The organism is Dorea sp. Marseille-P4042, assembly GCF_900290215.1.
Taxonomy (GTDB): domain Bacteria; phylum Bacillota; class Clostridia; order Lachnospirales; family Lachnospiraceae; genus Dorea; species Dorea formicigenerans.
Genome location: NZ_OLMI01000002.1, coordinates 599,206 through 620,456 on the forward strand (window position 1 = coordinate 599,206; position 21,251 = coordinate 620,456).

The 21,251-nt window shown below is 39.9% G+C and carries 16 protein-coding genes and 4 pseudogenes; 9 read left to right on the plus strand and 11 right to left on the minus strand.

What is annotated here, in order from left to right:
* Positions 1-122: 122 nt before the first annotated feature.
* Positions 123-2,098: pseudogene (locus tag C7E02_RS08285) on the plus strand (tetratricopeptide repeat protein).
* Between the two features lie 37 nt (positions 2,099-2,135).
* On the opposite strand, the gene C7E02_RS08290 reads toward C7E02_RS08285, so the two are convergent.
* The 11 genes and pseudogenes from C7E02_RS08290 to C7E02_RS08345 form a co-directional block, all read right to left on the minus strand.
* Positions 2,136-3,008 carry an ATP-binding cassette domain-containing protein gene (locus C7E02_RS08290; RefSeq protein ID WP_105309310.1) on the minus strand — a complete coding sequence of 291 codons (873 nt, stop codon included), beginning with the start codon at positions 3,006-3,008 and terminating at the stop codon, positions 2,136-2,138.
* A 3-nt stretch (positions 3,009-3,011) separates the two neighbouring features.
* Positions 3,012-3,497 carry a hypothetical protein gene (locus tag C7E02_RS08295; protein ID WP_026076905.1) on the minus strand — a complete coding sequence of 162 codons (486 nt, stop codon included), beginning with the start codon at positions 3,495-3,497 and terminating at the stop codon, positions 3,012-3,014.
* Positions 3,498-3,664: 167 nt separating this feature from the next.
* On the minus strand, positions 3,665-4,732 hold the full coding sequence (locus C7E02_RS08300) for an ABC transporter permease subunit (protein WP_105309311.1): 1,068 nt from the start codon (positions 4,730-4,732) through the stop codon (positions 3,665-3,667).
* Positions 4,733-4,848: 116 nt separating this feature from the next.
* Positions 4,849-6,027, minus strand: a complete 1,179-nt coding sequence (locus tag C7E02_RS08305; protein WP_105309312.1) for a sensor histidine kinase — start codon at positions 6,025-6,027, stop codon at positions 4,849-4,851.
* Entirely contained in the window at positions 6,015-6,689 is a 675-nt protein-coding gene (locus tag C7E02_RS08310) for a response regulator transcription factor (protein WP_005339630.1), read from the minus strand. The genes C7E02_RS08305 and C7E02_RS08310 overlap by 13 nt, the downstream gene beginning before the upstream one ends.
* 210 nt (positions 6,690-6,899) lie before the next feature.
* Positions 6,900-9,449 (minus strand): ABC transporter permease, encoded by a 2,550-nt coding sequence (locus tag C7E02_RS08315; protein WP_105309313.1) that lies wholly within the window; start codon positions 9,447-9,449, stop codon positions 6,900-6,902.
* A gap of 13 nt (positions 9,450-9,462) precedes the next feature.
* Positions 9,463-10,143, minus strand: coding sequence for an ABC transporter ATP-binding protein (locus C7E02_RS08320; protein WP_005339636.1), 681 nt, complete (start codon positions 10,141-10,143; stop codon positions 9,463-9,465).
* Between the two features lie 98 nt (positions 10,144-10,241).
* Positions 10,242-11,150, minus strand: coding sequence for a sensor histidine kinase (locus C7E02_RS08325; RefSeq protein ID WP_105309823.1), 909 nt, complete (start codon positions 11,148-11,150; stop codon positions 10,242-10,244).
* Complete coding sequence (locus tag C7E02_RS08330; protein WP_105309314.1) at positions 11,147-11,830, minus strand: response regulator transcription factor; 684 nt, start codon at positions 11,828-11,830, stop codon at positions 11,147-11,149. Before C7E02_RS08330 ends, C7E02_RS08325 begins: the two co-directional genes overlap by 4 nt.
* Before the next feature lie 256 nt (positions 11,831-12,086).
* Positions 12,087-12,774 (minus strand): annotated as a pseudogene (locus C7E02_RS19390) (Fic family protein); the annotation flags it as partial.
* Between the two features lie 6 nt (positions 12,775-12,780).
* Entirely contained in the window at positions 12,781-14,130 is a 1,350-nt protein-coding gene (locus C7E02_RS08345; RefSeq protein ID WP_105309315.1) for a hypothetical protein, read from the minus strand.
* 430 nt (positions 14,131-14,560) lie between these two features.
* Between C7E02_RS08345 and C7E02_RS08350 the strand changes: the two genes are divergently transcribed.
* The 8 genes and pseudogenes from C7E02_RS08350 (at position 14,561) to C7E02_RS08380 (ending at position 21,136) form a co-directional block, all read left to right on the plus strand.
* Positions 14,561-15,529 carry a DUF6017 domain-containing protein gene (locus C7E02_RS08350; protein WP_105309316.1) on the plus strand — a complete coding sequence of 323 codons (969 nt, stop codon included), beginning with the start codon at positions 14,561-14,563 and terminating at the stop codon, positions 15,527-15,529.
* Between the two features lie 24 nt (positions 15,530-15,553).
* On the plus strand, positions 15,554-15,772 hold the full coding sequence (locus C7E02_RS08355; RefSeq protein WP_004611927.1) for a DUF5348 domain-containing protein: 219 nt from the start codon (positions 15,554-15,556) through the stop codon (positions 15,770-15,772).
* A 93-nt stretch (positions 15,773-15,865) separates the two neighbouring features.
* Complete coding sequence (locus C7E02_RS08360) at positions 15,866-16,348, plus strand: PcfB family protein (protein ID WP_074430170.1); 483 nt, start codon at positions 15,866-15,868, stop codon at positions 16,346-16,348.
* Positions 16,345-17,583 (plus strand): annotated as a pseudogene (locus C7E02_RS08365) (VirD4-like conjugal transfer protein, CD1115 family); the annotation flags it as partial. The gene C7E02_RS08360 and the pseudogene C7E02_RS08365, both read left to right, overlap by 4 nt.
* An 814-nt stretch (positions 17,584-18,397) precedes the next feature.
* Entirely contained in the window at positions 18,398-19,123 is a 726-nt protein-coding gene (locus C7E02_RS20230; protein ID WP_201885414.1) for a reverse transcriptase domain-containing protein, read from the plus strand.
* Entirely contained in the window at positions 19,120-20,307 is a 1,188-nt protein-coding gene (locus C7E02_RS19730) for a hypothetical protein (protein WP_330406762.1), read from the plus strand. The genes C7E02_RS20230 and C7E02_RS19730 overlap by 4 nt, the downstream gene beginning before the upstream one ends.
* Before the next feature lie 102 nt (positions 20,308-20,409).
* Positions 20,410-20,958: pseudogene (locus C7E02_RS08375) on the plus strand (type IV secretory system conjugative DNA transfer family protein); the annotation flags it as partial.
* Positions 20,951-21,136 carry a hypothetical protein gene (locus C7E02_RS08380; protein WP_105309318.1) on the plus strand — a complete coding sequence of 62 codons (186 nt, stop codon included), beginning with the start codon at positions 20,951-20,953 and terminating at the stop codon, positions 21,134-21,136. The pseudogene C7E02_RS08375 and the gene C7E02_RS08380, both read left to right, overlap by 8 nt.
* Positions 21,137-21,251: the final 115 nt, after the last annotated feature.

The following is a 21,251-nucleotide window of genomic DNA, read 5'->3' on the forward strand; positions in this document are numbered from 1 at the left end:
GTATGTTCGCGTTATGATAGATATACTCAATCTTAACTACGAAAGGGGAATTTCTATTGAATCGATGCGATTTTTCTTCTATTAGCACTTGCTTAAAAAATCATATCAGCGAAAGTAATCAAATGAGTCCGCCTGATTTTTTATACGAATTATTTGAAGATTTTATGGATGATCCGGCAAATCAGGATTTTTCAATGGATAACGGTCTGGTTTGCCGCTGGATGACTGGTCAGGCTAAAATCAGAAGCTGCTCGCCGGAGGGGCTTTATCCCCCATTGTGCTGGATTACATTATGGACAGTGAGGTTCCGAAACCATGCCGTCATTTTCTCGGAAGAGATAAATAACTGGAAGAATTATATACCATGCTTGAGGAAAACCGTCATGTTTTTCTTTGCGGAATCGCCGGAATCGGAAAAAGTGAACTTGCCAAAGCCTACGCAAAGCGGTACATAAAACAATACACCAATATACTTTATGTAGAATATACCGGCAATCCTCATCAGGATATTACTGACATGGATTTTATTGACGATCTGCCGGAAAGCACTGAACAGGAACGGTTTCAAAGACATAACCGTTTCCTGCGTTCCCTGAAATCCGATACTCTGCTTATCATAGATAATTTTAATGTCACTGCGACACAGGACAGCTTTCTGTCAGTAGTATTAAAATATCGCTGCCAGATTTTGTTTACAACCAGAAGCAAACTGGATGAATACTGTACTCTGCCATTAAAAGAAATAGAGGGTATGAACGCTCTCTTCCAGCTGGCATCAGTATTTTATTCAGAGGCAGACACGTACCGGGCAACAGTTGAAAAGATCATCGAAACTGTTCACTCTCATACTTTTGCCGTGGAACTGGCAGCAAAACTTCTGGAAAATGGAATCTCAACTCCAGACCAGTTATTAACAAGACTTCAGGTGGAAAAAGCATCTTTCCATAACGAAGATAAAATTAAAATAATCAAAGATGGACAAAGCAGCAAAGCCACCTATTACAGTCATATCCATACGCTGTTTTCTTTATACACTTTATCTCTTGAACAGCAGGATATCATGTGTAATATGTGCTTTCTTCCTTCCACCGGTATTTCTGCCCGTATATTTGCCAAATGGCTGGAACTGCCCACACTAAATGAAATCAACGATTTAATTGAGACTGGTTTCGTTCAGACAACAACACGTCGCACTATCTCTCTGCATCCGATGATTCAGGAAATCACCCTTTCAGAGACAAAACCATCTGTAACTCGCTGCCACATATTACTGGATTCTTTACAGAAAATATGTTTAATGCATGGAATGGAAGTAGATTATTACAAAAAGCTATTTCAAACAATCGGAAATATCATAGTATTGATTGAAAAGGATGATATACCAAAGTATCTACTTTTTCTGGAAAATGCATTTCCATACATGGATAACTATAACTACCACAAAGGTATGAATGGAATCATTCAGGAACTGACGGGGCTGTTAAAGACAAAAAACATTGGAACCGACTCTGACCGGGCATTATTACTAGATTTTCAGGCAACTCTTGAAACCAAACCTGAAAAAGCAATAAAACTGGAAAAGGATGCACTTGCCCAGATAGAAAATATCACTGCCGACAATGCTCGCCTTGTTTCCAACCTTCATGCCAATCTCGGTGGACTTTACCGCATGAACGGTCATCCCGATCTTGCAAGAGAACACATGGAAAAAAGTATCTCACTGCTTGACCAATTTAACCTGCTTCATATAAATGACAGCATACCTCAGATTGCCAATTATGCAATGTTCCTGACAGAACAGCAGGAACCCGAAAGAGGCATCTCCGAATTGCAAAAATTATCCGGCATCATCAAGGAATACCATTCCGATGACTGTCTGGATTATGCCAAAGTACAGGAAACCCTTGGAACCATTTATCTGATGACTGCCAATCTTCCGCAAGCCAAAACACATTTTAAAAGAGCTTTCAAAATATATGAAAAGATCTGGGCTGATGAACCAGAAATGATTGAAGCAAAATATCAGGAAATTCAGGAGTTATATCCACAGATTGGATTTTGCATTGGAAAAAATCTATCCGGTCTTTTAACAAAATAAGCATAATTTACGGCGGGCAACTTGCCCGCCGTTATATTCAACTATTCGTCAAATAAATATACGCATCTTCCAAAGTGATATCATTATCCGGGACACACTTCTCATTTGGCTTTCCTTTGCTTAATATTTTCATATGAATTCCATTTTCTACATACTGCTTAGATGAAATAGAATAATTGGCTTCTAACAAACGGGCTTCTTCTGCATTTTGTACCGTACAATTCCAAACACAGCCCTTTGCATTTTCCAGCAACCCACTCACGCTTCCAGAATATAAAAAACTTCCCTTTTTCATAATGGCAAGCTGTGTACAGGTTGCTGCTAAATCTTCTACTACATGAGTGGAAAACAGCACAGTTCTATCCTTTGAAAAATCAACCAAAAGATTGCGGATCCTGATTCTTTCTTCCGGATCTAACCCGGTGGTAGGTTCATCAATAATCAAAAAATCCGGATTATTAAGAAGTGCCTGTATGAGTCCGACACGTCTCTTCATACCACCAGATAATTGCCGCATTTTTTTATTCTGATGTTCTGTAAGAGAAGTCTTTTCCAGATAATAGGTAATTCTTTGTTCGAGGTCATTTCTGGCTACTCCTGACAGTCCCCCCATATATACAAGACATTCTTTCACCGTAAGATTCGGGTATAAGTCGATTTCCTGTGGAAGATAACCAATCTTTTTCTGTATTTTCTCATAATTTCCCTCGTTATACAGAATTCCATCAAGGGAAACCATTCCTTCCGTTTGTTTTAAAACAGTTGTAAGAACCCTCATCAAAGTGGTTTTTCCAGCACCATTCTCACCCAAAAGTCCATAAATTCCCTTAGGTATTTCAAGAGATGCCTTATTTACTGCAACTACACCATTTTTAAATCTAACTGTTAAATCATTTATTCTAATACTCATAATCTATCCTCTTTTCTTTAAAGCCATTGGTAATACTGCAAATAAAAACAGCCCCGCTATAAAAGACACAAGCGTTCCATAAATCCAACTCTCGGACATTAATTGAGTAGGTTCACAAAAGCTGAAAGAAAACAATCCCAGATTTCCGAAAAATGAACTTCCCGCTTTTGATATAAGTCCAATGACAATTCCAAATAAACATCCAATACCTGCCCACATATTTCGAAGCAATGTACACAAAATCACAGAGCATATACTCCAAAGCCAGATAGTTCCAAACATTGCAATGAAATATAAAAGAAATATCTGAATACCCGAAATGCCTTCGTTTACACTGCCCGGTTTTTGCCAGAAAAACAAAACATATCCAACACAAGAAAGTATTAATAAATATAATATTTGAACGCCCACTCTCTGCGATATTACTTTTAACTGCTTTTTTTGATCATACAAATGAAATACATCGGCACGCTTACTTTTTACTTCCATCAAATATGTGTCACTACAAAAAATAATTGTTAAAAATGCTATTGGAGACTGAATTGCTGAACCGATTTCTTCATAGTATATAATCGGATGAATAACACACAATATCAGTATAAATGCACATGAATAAAAAATCTTATATAACGACAGGCAGTTTTTTAGTTCCGTTTTCAATGAACCCTCCTCCTTTTCCAGATTGTAACAGAAATACATACTAATATAACAGATGAGATCACAAGCATAATCTGATTTATATTTGACATTTTGGCTGCATGTGTTTCAAAAAATCTGCCAGGGAATCGCACCATAATAGAGAACGGTCTCATATAATAAATATCATTCTTCATGGTCAGCATATTTGAATATATAATGTGTAAAAACAAGATTGGTGCTGCCGGAAGCGGATTTTTAAATATTACTGCTGTAATTGTATAGACACAACATATCATCAAAAGATTCGGAACAATATAGATCAGAGAATTCACGCAAAAATCAATTGGTGTTACTGGAAAGCCCGATTCTAAAGACGTTTTCAAACACAGCATAAAGAATATAACATTCAAAATCACTAATACTCCCAGCATACTAATGAATCCGCTTATTACTTTCCCACATATATATTGGATTGCCGTAACAGGCTTTGTATGTAATAATTCATAGGTACTTTTTCGTGTATCCTGAATAAATAAAAATGATAGCAAGACTGTTGCAAAAAAGGCCATATGCAATCCTGCAAAATCCGTAAATTTTTTGGCAAAGTACCAGGAAAAAGAATGTTCGGATAATTTCTGTTCGATATAATGATTGATTTCTTCTGCTGTCCCCTTATGAATTTCAAGGTCCTCATAAGCATATATTGCATTATAGCCATATTGGGATTCCAAAAACTCAGAAGCAGTCTTTACATCCATATTCTGAATTTCTTTCATTACATGATCTGCTTCCTGCCTGCTAAATCCAAAACCATTTTTGGAGGTGTCCATTAACGTCTCTTTGATCGTATCTTCCCACTCCCTTCTTCTTTCTTTATCATCAGATGTGGGAATGTACCCATCCATGACATCAGCATCTTCCAACGCTACGTCATTTTGTGTGATCTGTTCATTCTGTTTGATATAATGAATTTGCAAATACGATGACAGACATTGATACATACTGGCAACTATAATAATCAAGCCAATCCACAAAACAGGGTTCTTTAAATAATCAAGTATACTTCTTTTTATGATTGTTTTCATTGTATCTCTTCCTTTCTTTATTTCTTTAACAACATCATACAAATCAATTCTCAATAAATTCACAACAAAAAAGACTAAAACCACTTTATTTGTGATTTCAGCCTTATAAAGTATTTTTATTCAGCTTTGAAAAGAGCTTCTACATGAGCACCGCCTTGTCTGGCATTATATATTTTCAAATTTCCTCCATGCTTTTCACAGAAAATACGAGAAATATACATACCAAGGCCAAAATGCTTTAAATCATCTTGTGGATTCTTATGATAAAATGGTTCTGTTACTTTTTCCTCAGTATCCACAAATCCTATTCCATCATCTTCAACAGAAATTATAAGAAAACCATCCTTTTTCTTTATCTGCAAAGCAATACTTTTTTGTGCATATCGAACCGCATTTTCCAGTAAGTTGTCTGTCACTTCCATGACAAGTTCCTCATCCACTTTCACAATGTTTTGTTCCTGCACTCTTTCTACCTTACATAATTTACTTTCCTTCTTGGACAGCATGGCAGCTTCTGCCTCAATCTTTTTTGCCAGTTCCGATAACTCTATCTCTGAGCATTGCAGTTCCCTCTGTTCTAAATGGGACATTTTTCTCATGTTTTCCGTGAAATGCTCTATGCGGTCAATCTGATACATGCCTGTTTGTAAGATATCAATAACATCCTCTGTTTTTATACGCTCAGCAGAAACAAACTCTAAGAGCATTTCCTGATACCCACGCAATATGGAAAGTGGAGAACGTATATCATGTGCAATTGCATTCCGCAAAGCCTTCTCGTCATCAATCATTCGCCACATCTTTCTGTTGTTATCTGCTAAATCACTTCGCATCATTTCAAATTCTTTACACAAAGTTCCCATCTCATCTTTATTTTCATAGGACACATGAAAATTCAGTTCATTATCTGCAATCATTTGTGAGGCATCTTTTAGTTCCTGTAGAGGTGTCTTTAACTTATTTTTATAAAAAAAGAATACCGCAGCAACACTCCCAACAATCGAAAAAATCAGTACCGAATATGTTTCCATAAAGTCACACATTTCCGAAAGATGATAGTCCAAACGATTCATCTGCGATTGATTAGGTCTTGATATCTCAATCTCGTATTTCTTTCCATATTGCTGAAACACGTCCGTATAATCTGCATAATCAATATATTTTTCCCATATTTTATTCTGCATATTTCTTGCAAAATGAACTGTAAATCCAGATAACAGAAATGCTGCCGTTAAGCTGATCACAAAATAAAGCAGAATTGTTTTTTTCAGTGACAAGTTTCTTATTTTTTCCATCGGTATCCAATCCCCCATACAGTTTCTATGTATTCTTTTTCTGAATAATCCGCTATTTTTTTCCTTATACGCCGTACTAATTCCGTTATCGTTCTACTGTCCCCTTCCGCATCATATCCACAGACTTGTGCATATATACGTTCTTTATCAAACACCTGCCCTGGATGCATGGATAAGAATTCAATAATCTGATATTCAATTTTTGTGAACTCCATCCTGTGTCCAGCTATAGTTACTATTTTTTCAGAATAATCAATCAGCATTTCATCCATGAAACGGTATTCCGTTTTTTGTTGATGCCTTTCTTCTCTCTTTATGTTTGTGACAATCCTTGCTTCCAACTCCCGAAGACTAAATGGTTTCGTAATATAGTCATCCCCACCCGAAAGCAACCCATTAATTTTATCATCTTCATCAACTCTTGCTGTTAGAAACAAAATCGGGCATAACACTTTACTGCGTATCAGACGACATACTTCAATCCCATCCATACGTGGCATGTTGATATCCAATAAAATAATATCCGGTTTCATTTTTATTTTATTTAATGCTTCCATTCCATCTGTAGCCGTAATGGTTTCATATTGTTTCATATTAAAATAACTACAAAGCATTTTCACCAATTCTTTATCATCATCAACAACTAAAATCTTGTATTTCATCCAAACCACCTCCAGTATCCATATTATACGATAAAAAACAATGAAATCACAACAAGAGTACATGAAGAACGTACGCACAATATGACTGGATGAATCATTTTAATCCAATACTGAATAAATACAACAATGTCACATGATATGGAATTATAATTTCCTTTAAAAAGAGGCGCATGGATCAGCAAATCCATACGCCTAATTGATACCTTGTTTCTATTCCTTGCGAATTCTTTCAACAACACTTTCCCGACTCATTTTTTCAAACTGATACTTTGGTATCACATACGCAATCCCAACCAAAATTGGAATCATAAGCACACATGGCACTATCGTAAGATGCAGCCGGAAGAAAAATGCCGTACCGAGCGTATTTATTAAAATCTGCTTTGCTCCAACCACAACTAACAATACTGCAATCATAAATGCGCCTCCCAAATATAGGAATCCCTCAGCCACTAGCATTTTCGCTATCTGTTTTTTCGTCATTCCAACAACTTCCAAAAGTGCCAGTTCTTTTTTTCTGCTAATTACAGAAGTTGCTGTTGTATTAAAGAAATTCATAATACCAATAAAGGCTAAAATAACGACAAGAAAACTACCGATCATATAATATTTACTGACATACCGCTGAAAACTCTCTTTCATGTCCAATACAGAAAAAACATTGATCATATCATTTTCTTTCAAAATATTTTCATCAATGTATTCTTTTATCTGCTTGTCCTCGCCCTTCTTTGCATCGATGGCAGCATACATGGCTGATTCATTTCCCGTCTGGGTAATATACTCATCTTCTGGAACTAATACCGTAATATAGATAAGGTCTGCATACGGATAATCCAATGCATATGGCATCAGTGCTTCTCCAATGACTTCGTAATCTTTTTGGTTTCCATTTTTGTACTCCATCTGAAAAACATCCCCAGTCTGATAATAAGAAACCGGATGCTCTGCATATTTATCACCATAATCTACAAGCACATAATTTCCGCTTTTAAATGTATCCCAAGAGCATTTTTCCCCTCTCCATTCTAATTTGTCAAACACCGACTCGCTGATTCCGAGAAAATGAACACTTACTGTATTGGAAGCCTTTGCATCTTCCCAAACCTGTTCTTCATAATCGGTCCAGTTTTTTTCATATTTATCTGCGAATGCTTCCCATGTTTTCAGAAGTTCCGGCTCCATCTTGTGGGTTTCCTCAGAATAATACACATATCCTGTCTTAGCACTATCAGGACATTCGTCCAAAATCTCTTTGATTTCAGGTGTAATACCGTTGAAATTCGTATTTGACAAACTTCCCGTCATCTGATCCAGTTGAAAATCGGAAGCTAAAAACACTTTTCGGTAAGAATCAAAATCATATCCCTGCACCAACATCACGATACAGTTGACAACCACCATAGAAAGAGCGATAGAAAGCATAACAATCAATCCCTTTTTCCAATTTCGTAACACATTTTGAACTGCCATCCCCCACCAGGTTACAGAAGTATTCTTTTTTATTTTCCTATGTGACTGCTCTCCTTCTGCCAAACGCAGAGCTTCCACAGGCGAAACTCTTTCCACCATTTTACAAGCCTGCAGACTGGAGAGATACACCGTTAAAAGCGTTAAAAGTATCGCTGCAAGGAAAATCAAAGGATTTGCTGACACTACTGTCTGAGCCGTTTTTCCTGCCTGCGCACTAATTTGGGCATCTGCAGTCAAGGACGGAGCCATACAAAGACCTGCAAGATAACCACAAAGCAATCCGATTGGAATGCCAATAGCTGATAATCTCCACGCCTGCATACGTACAATTTTCTTCAACTGCTTTCCCGTTGTCCCCACATTCTTTAACAATCCGTAAGCCCGGATATCCGTTTTCACAGAAATGTTAAAAATATTATAAATAATCAGGTATCCAGCTAATATGACAAATAGAATCATTATAATTAAAGAAGAAAATGAAAATGAATCCTCTTCAAAGAGATTATATGCCGGATTGACTTCCATTCCTGTCCCAGCTTTCGTAAATCCCGCTGCTTTGGATATCTTTTCCGTTTTCTTTTCCAGATTCCAAAGGTTCTTGTACCAGACAGAATACTCTTTCCCTCCATTGTAGATGCCTTTTTCTAATTCTTCCTGCGTAACGGGATAACGATTCTCCTTTGCATAGGCTTCGGATACCCAGACCATCTGACCTAAAACAGCTTTATCCCCCTGCCAGAATCCACATATCTGAAACGTATCTGTCTTATATTGTTTCAGCATGGGATTTACTTCCCAGGTCAGCGTGACTTCTTCCCCAATCTTTGGTGTAACACCCAGAGATTCCAATATCGTGCTGCTAAGTGCTACTTCATTTTCTTTCTCCGGCAGTCTTCCTGTAGTTGGCAGACAATTAAAGCTTTCTGCCATATTTTTATCTGCATATCTAACTTCTACTGAAAAGCCAAAATGTTTATCTCTTCCTGCTCCCAGAAAAATGCCTGTTCCATATCGTTCCACCTCATCACTTTGTTCTATTGTTTTTTGCAATCTCTCCGCATCTTCTTCTGACAAATTCTGCGCAATAGCATGGGATGAATCCATAAATTGCTTAATTTCCGTTGCTCTTTTGGAAAGTATCATGGATACGCTCCCCACAAAGAGGCTTGTAAATAACAGTGATGTCAACATGATTGCAATAACAGCAATAATATTTCTTGCTCGGTTCATTTTCATAAAACGTTTCGTCAATAATCGTAACGTTTCTTTATTCTCTACTTTTACCATATAATCGCCCTCACTATACCAAACCACTGTCCGAAACAATTTTTCCGTCTTCAATCTGTAAAATCCTGTCAGCCATCTGGGCAATCTCCTCATTGTGAGTAATCATCACAATCGTTTGATGAAAACGCTTACTGGTGACTTTTAAAAGTCCCAATACATCCTGACTCGTTTTGGAGTCCAGATTGCCTGTCGGTTCATCTGCCAGCAAAATAGCAGGTTTTGCCGCTAATGCTCTTGCGATTGCCACTCTTTGCTGCTGACCCCCTGACAGTGCACTTGGAAGATTTTCCAGTTTTGTCCGAATGCCCAGTGTATCTATGATTTCATTTACATAACCTTTTTCAATCTTTTTTCCATCCAGTTTTACAGGAAGAACAATATTTTCCCATACATTCAGCATCGGAACCAGATTATACTGTTGAAATACAAATCCAATATTTCTACGCCTAAAAATAGTAAGCTCTTCATCTGGCATATGGCTTAAATTCTGTCCGTCAACAATGACCTGACCGGATGTTGGATTATCCAAACCACCAATGATATGAAGCAATGTAGACTTTCCACTTCCAGAGGTTCCAACAATCGCTACAAACTCCCCTTTTTCTACTTCCAGATTTATACCATCAAGAGCCCTGACTTCTGTTTCTCCCTGCCCATATATTTTTCGTAAATTTACTGCTTTTAATATATTCATGCCATCCTCCCATCAAAAAAGCCTGTATTGATCTTTACAATACAGACTTTATCATAACAATGTCTCCATCTGGTTTCTGAAATGTCACAGTTTTGATACTATTCCTTCTTTGCTATCGGAAGAAACACAGAAAATGTAGAACCCTTTCCTCTCTTTGATGTCACTTTTATATACCCCTTTTGTGCCTGAATGATCTCTCTTGCAAGGAATAAGCCAATTCCTACTCCTGGCTGGTCTGCCACTGACAGACTCCGATAAAACCTTCCAAATATCTTTGGTATTTCTTCTTTTTCTATTCCAATGCCATCATCAATGATATCAATCTTTACGAAAAAAGAATACTGCTCGACTTTTATCTGAACATTTCCCCCACATGCTGTGTATTTAATCGCATTGTCTACAATATTTCCGAGTGCCTCCACGGTCCATTTTGAATCACATCGAACATGCAAATCCGTGTCACATAGGCTCAGAGTAATATTCTTTTCCCTTACTTTTACGTTAAACTGCTGCTGTATAGATTCAAGCATCTGCTTAATAGTAGTATCCTCCGAATGTACTGCGATAATTCCACTCTCCATCCGTGATAATTTGACCAATGATTGTATCAAAAAATCTAATTTCTCTGTTTGCTCCAAAATGGTAGATATCTCCTCCTGATTTTCATTACTCACTTCAGAGAGTATTTCTCCATAGATTTTCAGATTTGAAATAGGAGTCAGTGTCTGATGCGCAATATCTGAAATAAGTTTTTGTATCACTTCTTTCTGTTCCTGTTGATTTTTTCCTGCCAGAAAGCTACTGTCTATATATTGTTTCATGCTGTTTTCAAGAGCAGAATACTTTTCTTCTGATATTTCTGTCCGTTCCAGTTCTCCATCTATTGCACAATCCAGCATTTGCTGCAACCGGTTAAAAAGCTTTTTTTCTTTCTGATAAAAAAAGCTGTACCAAAAAACTCCGCTCAGGACAAATATAACTACAATCAACATAATTGTTTCTATCATCCATTCACCGCCCATGTATAACCAATTCCATAAACCGTCTTGACATATTCAGGCTTCTGCGTATCATCTTCTAATTTGTCTCTGAGGCGTTTGACTGCAACAGTCAGAGCATGAGCATCCACAAACTCTGTATCTCCCTGCCATACCTCGTCAATCAGATATTCCCGTTTCAATACTTTTCCTCTGTTTTCACACAGCACTCTAAGGAGCTTTTGTTCTGTCTTACTAAGTTCAATAGGTTCTCCATCTTTGAAAAATTCCATTTTATCGAAATAGAACTCAAAGCCATCAAGCTCCATAGAATTTTTAGCTGCTGCCTCTTTATTTCTAAGCTGCACAGACACTCTTGCACGCAAAACCATCAAGCTAAACGGTTTCGTAATATAATCATTTGCCCCAGCTTCCAATCCTGTTACAATATCTACTTCCATGTTATTTACTGTAAGCAGAATAATCGGCACCTGACTATTTTTCCTTATTTCTCTTACAAAATCAATCCCATTCCCATCCGGCAAATTCACATCTAATAAAGCCAATGTGATATCTTCCTTTTTCAAGATTTCTCTAGCTTCCTGCAAAGTTCTGCACTGATAAAAGAAATAAGCATCATTCTTTAAAGCCAGACGGATTCCATCATTTAATTTTTTGTCATCTTCAACAATCAGTAACTTTTCACTCATATTTTCTCTGCTTTCTTACAAATTACGCTAATTGTATCATTGTCAGTTTTATAAATCAAATCATTAAATCAAAACCTCCGACAGAATTTATCTTATAAACAGCCAAAAGCTCCCGAAGGAGCTTTCTACGCGGGAACTTCTTCCATTAGGCGTCCCATCTTCTTTTTTACTGCTACCAAATTTGGTAATATATCAGTACGCCGATTTGTTTTGGACATTTTTGCGAATGGCATTAACACCCTTTCAATGTTCACTTTTATTGAAAGCGATATTTTCCTTTTCCATGTCCTGTTACAGGTACGATTACCTCACTATCAACCAACAGTTTTATTAACTTGGAAGCTCCTGATGGCTTTAATCCAGTAATTTCTTCAACTATCGTTCTTCCGAAACAATTTTCTTTTCCACATTTTGAAAATATTTCTACTGTATGATTTATTGTTTTTTATGAAATCGTATCTGAGAAAGAAAGTAATTTATTTCGAATGTCCACTTCTCCACTCTCAATGTCCACTTTTACTCTTTCAATGTCCACTTCTGCAGACCTTCCACTAATGTGCATCGTACGATTATGAAGTTCATTCTTCTCATCCAACAATAAATTTCTTAAAAACAATTCCAAATACTCGGTTGTTTCATGAACACCATTTTTCAAATCGTTATAATTGGCCCTAACAAGTGCATTTCTAAAATACCATGCATTCTTCGCAAAAATGTCGTTAGTTGCATCAAATCCAAGTGTTCTAAGATATTTAATAAAAAATACTGCCGTAGTTCGTGTATTTCCTTCTCCGAATACATGTATCTGCCATAATCTTGATACAAAAAACGCCAGGTGGTGAATAATTTCTTCCATGCTCAAGTTTTTATAACTAAACTTCTTTTCCCTCTGCAAAATCATAGTCCAGGGTTGCACGAAGTTCTGATGCACTTCCATAAAGCATTCATTTTTACCAATACCAGCTCTTTCTGATACTGTCTTGTAAAGATTTTTCCTTTTCTTCAGCACTTTTTTCATGCTGACGTTTTCCCAGATATTCATCCTCAGTCGCTATAGACGGATCATACCAGTCAGCTTTCTTCAGAGCCCATTCAATCCATTCTGGAGTAATATCTTCATTTTCACTATCTATCATAGCCTGAATATATTCTCTTATTTCCTTTGCAATTCTATAGTCTTCAGCTTTGTTTACAAGTTCTTTTACAAGACGAATTTCTTGTTCTTTTCTTTGTCTATTTTCTTCTCTGCGTCTCTCTTCTTCAACTCTCTTACGTTCTGCCTCTTCACGTGCTTCTCGTACAATTCTATTCTCTTCTGCCTTCTCATACAGGGTAACCAAAATATCACCCAGTCTATCTTCTAATTTTTCAGAATCGTTATCTCTTATGTAGCTTCGCGCCCCAAACACAATACGAAGTTTACCATTATATACCTTGTCATACTTTCTAATTTGCGGTTTTGAAGCCCATCTATGATTTTTGATATCATCATTATATTTTACGAGCGCCTGTGCCTCTTGCTTAGTCATTTCATGCTTCACTTGGTCTTGACTCTCAACCATACAAAATCTAACAATATCTCCTCTAATTTTTACAGACAAATCACTATTAATACTTCCACCTAAAGATTCAATTGTTTTGAATACGGTATCTAATATTGCAATTGCACGTGACATACACTCATCAGACATTTCCTTAAAGAATTCAGGCTCGTTTTCTGGTTTGTTATGTCTTGAATTATAGTATGGTCTACTCTGTACTTCTTTCAGTTTTGACTTATAATCTGCAATATCCTTCTTGTATTGGACCAACATTTTATGCAATCGTGTACTTTGACTTATCTGCAGATTGCATGCATATTCTAATACTTTATTTCTTTCCGTCTCATCCAAATAATCAAGAATTTCATCCGGCCACTCAGGTATGTTGTCCGTTTTTTTCTGCGGTAAATCCTCCTCGGTTACTACGTCCAATTCTTCTGTTACGTCAGTATGCACTTTCTCTACTACTTCTGCCTTAGCTTTCCGAATACGCTTAACAACCGCGTCTTTCGTTATCAATGAAATTTCTGTATCTTCCAATCCAGAAAATTCTACAATCTCATTCGATACATCTTTTCCCATATTCTTCTTAGTCCAATAACCAGAAGAAGGAAAAGATATATTTTCTACTTTACAAGTTGCTATCAGTTTACCATAATTCAAGTTATATTTTCTGGCTACCCCTGCAACTGAAAGAGCCCATATTTCATCATAGAGCTGCTTACGAGTCAATTTAACTATTCCTTTTTCATTCTCCATCCTGGCAGCTCCTTTCCTGCATATTTTTTGAATTAAATTAGTTGATTGTCTTGAAAAATGCTTGATTTGCAGGCATATTCGCAGGTTTGCAGATTGATTTTACTACTCATTTACTACTTTTAATGAATTGAGCCTTGATATGCAAAAAGCACCTGCGGACTGCCGGATAGACCGCTGCACCACCTTACGCGGCACGTCGAAAAGAAAAAATAAAATAAGCACCACCTATAAGGCGGCGTTTCTCACTCCTACACAGGAGAACAGGAACGCTGCTTTTTTTATGCCCTCGTGTTATGCAGTAAGGGCAAACAAAGCCTTGATTTATGCGGCTCTTAGAGCGTGGAAATGAGAAAGACAAGGGTTGATACCTTTTCCCTCAAAACCGCGTTTCTACTGCGTAACAAATCCAACGAAAAGGAATGACGAAGCTATGGCAGTTTTCCGCGTGGAAAAGAACAAAGGTTATACCGTTATGAGCAACCACCATTTACGCAACAAGGAGCTTTCCTTAAAGGCAAAGGGCTTGTTGTCGCAAATGCTCTCACTTCCCGAAGATTGGGACTACACCCTTGCAGGACTGTCCCTTATCAACCGGGAAAAGATTGACGCTATCCGGGAAGCAGTACGGGAACTGGAAAATGCCGGATATATACAGCGTTCAAGGGAACGTGATGAGAAAGGATGCTTACGCGGTACAACGTATGTTATCTATGAGCAGCCGCCTAAGTTGGATTTACCTACATTGGAAAAACCAACATTGGATAATCCAACATTGGAAAAGCCTATGTTGGAAAAACCTACGTTGGAAAATCCAACGCAATTAAATAAAGAACTATTAAAGATTAACTTACCAACAAAAGAAAAATTAAATACAGATATATCAAGTACCCATTCCATTCCTTTCCATTCCCTAAATCCCTCTCCCTTAGAGGACGCGGCACAGCCGCCGGAACGGAAGCGAAAGGAAACGACAGACGCATATAGCGTGTATGAGGAAATCATCAAGGACAATATCGAGTACGACTATCTGATACAGGATAGATACCTTGACCGGGACAGGATAGAGGAAATCCTTGCCCTTATTCTTGAAACTGTCTGCACCAAACGAAGAACAATCCGTATCGCCGGGGACGACCACCCGGCAGAGCTTGTAAAAGCAAAATTTATGAAACTGAACAGCGAACATATCCGCTTTGTACTGGACTGTATGCAGGAAAACACCACCAAAATCCGCAACATCAAGCAGTACATGAAAGCTGCCCTTTTCAATGCCCCGTCTACGATTGGCAACTATTACACGTCCCTTGTATCTCACGATATGTACGGCGGGCGTACTATCCAGTCGGCAAGAAGCAAGGGCATACCCGATTACACCTGCAACGAGGGCGAAAGCCTGTAAACCAACCCAAAGGAGGATTTTATGATGACACAGAAAACAGGAGCTTTGATTTTTGATGAAACCGCTGACCGCTACGACATTCGCTTTGACGTAAACGACTATTACGGGGGCTTGCATTGCGGCGACTGCATGGAGGTCTTTGTGCGGGGCAAATGGAAGCCGACCCGTATGGAGTACGGGGACAACTGGTATCTTGTGGGTATTCGGGCGGCAGACCTTTCCGGGCTGCGGGTACGGATTTAACAGGGCGGCGTGAAAGCGGACGCTCTTTTTTCATGCCCGCCCCGCTTCCCGGCGGCGGACATACCACCATAGAACACGAAAGGAGGACACCCATTGCAGGAGGAAACTAACGAAAAGACCATAGCCCTTTACATCAAGACCGGGAAGCTGACGGCACAGCAGCTCCAAAAGGCTATGAAAGCCCTGCTTGCACAGATGAAAAAGCAGCATGACAGACAGAAAATCCCGCATGGAAAGCAGACCCTAAAGCAGCTTATGAAGCAGAACGCGGGCGTTTCCAACATTGAAATCACAAAGGACAATATCAAAGCCTTTGAGAGTACGGCGAAAAAATACGGGATTGACTTTGCCCTAAAGAAAGACAGCACCGAAACCCCGCCCCGTTATCTTGTGTTTTTCAAGGGACGGGACGCGGACGCACTGACCGCAGCCTTTAAGGAGTTTTCCGCAAAGAAGCTGACGCAGGAACAAAAGCCCTCTATCCGCAAGCTGATTGTTTCCCTCAAAGAAAAGGCGGCGGCTCTGAACGCGCAGCGGGACAAAGTAAAAAACAAAGACAGGGGGATTGCAAGATGAACGCTATCAACTGGAAAAAGCTGCTGCTTCCCAACATTCCCTATCTGCTCTTTGTGTATCTCTTTGATAAAGTCGGGCAGGTGGTACGCCTTGCGCCGGGGGCTGACCTGTCCGGCAAGGTGCTTTCCCTTGCAGACGGCTTTTCCGCTGCCTTTACAAATCCGCTTCCGAGCCTTGCCCGTATGGATTTGCTTATCGGTATTGTGGGGGCTGTCCTTATCCGGCTGATTGTCTATGTAAAAGGCAAGAACGCGAAGAAATACCGCAAAGGTATCGAATACGGCTCTGCCCGTTGGGGGACTGCCGAAGATATTAAGCCCTACACCGACCCGGTATTTCAAAATAATGTGCTGCTGACACAGACGGAACGGCTTACCATGAACAGCCGCCCAAAGCAGCCGAAGTATGCAAGGAATAAAAATATCCTTGTTATCGGGGGAAGCGGCAGCGGCAAGACGAGATTTTTCGTGAAGCCCAACTTAATGCAAATGCACTCAAGCTACGTTGTAACTGACCCGAAAGGTACGGTTTTAGTCGAGTGCGGGAGGCTCTTGCATCGGGGCGGCTACCGGATAAAAGTGCTGAACACGATTAACTTCAAAAAAAGCATGAAATACAATCCCTTTGCCTATCTCCGCAGCGAGAAAGACATTTTGAAACTGGTAAACACTTTGATTGCCAACACCAAAGGGGACGGGGAAAAAGCCGGGGAGGATTTTTGGGTAAAATCGGAACGGCTCTTTTACTGCGCCCTTATCGGCTACATTTGGTACGAAGCCCCGGAGGAAGAAAAGAACTTCACGACGCTGCTTGAAATGATAAATGCGTCGGAAGCCCGCGAGGACGACCCGGAATTTCAGTCCCCCGTTGACCTTATGTTTGAACGGTTGGAGGGAAAAGACCCGGAACACTTTGCCGTCCGGCAGTATAAGAAATTTTTGTTATCTGCGGGAAAGACAAGAAGCTCTATCCTCATTTCCTGCGGTGCGCGGCTTGCCCCCTTTGACATTAAAGAGCTGCGCGACCTTATGGAAACCGACGAAATGGAGCTTGACACCATAGGCGACCGCAAGACCGCCCTGTTTGTTATCATTTCCGACACCGACGATACATTTAACTTTGTTGTGAGTATTCTTTACACGCAGCTTTTCAATCTGCTTTGCGACAAGGCAGATGATGAATACGGCGGCAGGCTGCCAGTCCATGTGCGCTGTCTGTTAGACGAGTTTGCAAATAGTGTGACACGTTCTACGCCTAAAACGGTGGGAATAACCGACAAAAGCGTAGCCTAAAGTCACAAACAATTAAATAAATGTGGTTTTAGAGAACTGCATAACTGAAATCTCAAATGACGGGGTAACGCCCTGAAGGGGATTCACTAATACTCCGAATAGCGTCAGCCGAATACAGACGGTTGGGGTTATAAGCTCGGGGAAGTCGTGCGAAGCACACCCTAACGCTTAATGGCGAGGAAAGATTCGTAGAGGTACGGGTTGTGTGTGACAGTGCGGGTGGGGTTGCCATATGGTTAGAATGACCAAAAAGGCGGTCTGACAAAGATTCCGAATGTACGGCTCTAAACGAATGGCTTGCAGAAATGCAAGTGTACCAATGGGTACGCAAGCGGGGCAAAGTAAAAGTTGTTAGTATGAAATGCCCTCTGTGTTTACAGGACACAGGTATCTTGAGGGATTCGCTCGAAGATAATGCTTGCAGGGCTAAAGGAACGACCTAAGTGGCAACAATCCTAAGTTATGCGGAACGTGGAAAGCAGCCAATACGGGAGCTGACTGTATCAGCGGAAAAAGTACCGTAGTTGTATCGAAAAGGAAAGGGATTGAAAGAGCCTTTCTATAATAAGTGCATTAGTGGCTGTGAGAGTAGAGGTACAGTACCTGTGAAGCCGTAACAATAAGCGGTGGAGGGATAGCCTCAAGCCGATACTAAGATTTTCTTTCATGCCTATATAGTAATCACCAAAATGGAGATTTTCATAGCTGTCGTGGTGCGACTAAGAAAAAATCATTCTCTGATAAGGAGCTGGTTACTATGGCAAAACGAATTGTAAACAAAGCAGAGCGAAATGCAGAAAGGTATGACGCTAAAGAAACAGGCTACCGATTATTTGAGGACAGCCAGAATGGAAAGACATTTGACAGGCTCATGCCGTTGATTGTGTCAGAGCAGAATATCATACTTGCATATCGAAATATCTGTAAAAACAGTGGGAGCAAAACTCCCGGCACAGATGGGAAAACGATTGTAGCGATACAGTCACTGCCCATCGAATCGGTCATTAAAACCGTCAGAAATAAGTTGAACTATTATCAGCCAAAAAAGGTTAGACGAGTTGAAATCCCGAAAGACAACGGAAAAACCCGCCCATTAGGGATTCCGAGTATTTGGGACAGACTGATACAACAGTGTATCTTACAGATACTGGAGCCGATTTGTGAAGCGAAATTTCATGAGCGGAACAATGGTTTCAGACCATATCGGTCAACGCAGAATGCAATCGCACAATGCTATAAAATGGCACAGTTGCAGAATCTGCACTTTGTAGTAGATGTAGACATTGTTGGCTTCTTTGATAATATCGACCACAGTAAGTTGATTCGGCAGTTGTGGGGAATCGGCATACAGGACAGAAAGCTGATTATGATAATCAAGCAGATGCTGAAAGCGGAAATCCTGTTCAATGACATTATAATCACTCCCGAAACGGGTACACCACAGGGGGGATTCTATCCCCACTTCTTGCAAATGTTGTATTGAATGAACTGGATTGGTGGATTGCCAGTCAGTGGGAAATGTTCAAAATCAAAGAGGGTAAAACAGGTTTAGAGTTTAACAAGACTGATAAAGAGGGAAACGTCCTCACAGTAGACAGAACGCAGAAATGGAATAAGCTGAGAGCAAAAACCGATTTGAAAGAAATGTATATCGTAAGGTATGCAGATGATTTTAAGCTATTCTGTCGGGATTATGCAACGGCGAAAAAGGTAATGTGTGCCACAAAACTCTGGTTGGCAGAAAATCTGCATTTACAGACCAGTGGAGAAAAGTCGGGTATCACAAACTTGCGGAAGAATTACACTACTTTCCTCGGTATCAAATTTAAGGTTGTACCAAAAGGCAGTAAGTGGGTAATACGTTCCCACATGGCAGACAAGAGTAAAGCAAAGGTCATTAAAAAGCTAAGTGACGTTTGGAAAGACATAAAGGATCCGAGCAAACAAAGCGAGATAGACCGAAATATAAGTCTTTATAATGCAAAGGTTATGGGAATGCACAACTATTACTGTATGGCAACTATGGTATCAGCAGACTTTGCGGAAATCGCCTTTAAAGTAACGGGAAAAAGTAACGGCATGAATCATAATAACCGCTGTTACCCCATAGAACGTCAAGGCGAGATAACCAGCAAGTTTATTCAGGAAAAGTATGGAAAGTCTAAGCAGTTCCGATGGATAAAGGGAAGAATGATTATCCCTGTTGGATATGTGGCTTATGAATACCCCAAATATAAAAGGCGTGAAGTCAATAAATATGTGAGGAAGTATTCAGACATCGAAAACTGTATCAGTTACGATGTTATGAAATACATGATGGAAAATGCACATCTCTACCCTACGTTGGAGATGGCAGACAACGCTCTTTCGAGATATATCGCACAAAAAGGCAAATGTGCGGTAACGCACAATGCCCTGTCAATATCAGATATGGTATGTGTGCATATCAAACCATGTAAGGGAGAGCGAAACGACACTTACAGGAATTTGATTATCCTGTCAAAAGAGGTGTCAGAACTGGTTGGAGCAACGAATCCTGTAAAAATTGGAAAGTTGCTTAAAGACTTACAGTTGACCGAAGAAATGAAAGATAAAATCAATAAACTCCGAAAACACAGAGAGTTGGAGGAAATACAATTCGAGGACTATATAGGCACTAAAAAGTAATCTTAGTCGGTGGAACGCCGTGTGATGGGAAACTATCACGCACGGTGTGGAGCGGGGGAAAAGCCCGAGGTGGAAACGCCAGAGGCTTACCTATCGCTATTCGGGCAGATACCGAAGTTTGAAAAGCTCATAGCCACCATACGAAGCCGGGAAATCTCCGCTTCAATCATTTTGCAGAGCCAGTCGCAGCTAAAAGCCATTTACAAGGACAACGCCGATACCATAGCCGGCAACTGCGACACCACCCTGTTCTTGGGCGGCAAGGAGAAAACCACCCTCAAAGAAATGTCGGAAATCTTGGGGAAAGAAACCATTGACAGCTTCAACACTTCCGAGAACCGGGGGCGGGAGGTATCACATGGACTGAACTATCAGAAGTTAGGCAAGCAGCTTATGACGGAAGATGAAATAGCAGTCATGGACGGCGGGAAATGTATCTTGCAGCTACGAGGGGTGCGCCCGTTCTTCTCTGATAAGTACGACATTACAAAACACCCCAACTATAAATACCTGTCCGACTATGACAAGAAAAATACTTTTGATATGGAAAAGCATTTAAGACGCAGACCCGCCCTTGTGAAGCCGGACGAACCCTTTGACTATTACGAAATCAGCGAAGCAGATTTGCAGGAGGACACCGCCCATGAATAGACGTATCCGAAAGAAACAGGATAAGAAAATCACAGAAGCCATAAACGGGCTTATTTTCATTGCCGAGCGACGGGAGCAACAGCGACAGGCAGCTATCCGGCAGTTTGTAAAACGGTGTGAAACCCTGTATGAGCAGCAGCGAAAGGAGGAATTGACGCAGGAACAAAGAAACAGATAACTTACAGAATACGCGCCCCTACAAAAATTCCTATCGCTAACAACTGAATACCGCCGCGCGGCAGACACATAGGCAGCGCGGGGACTTATGACCGCGGCAGTTACAAAACTGACCG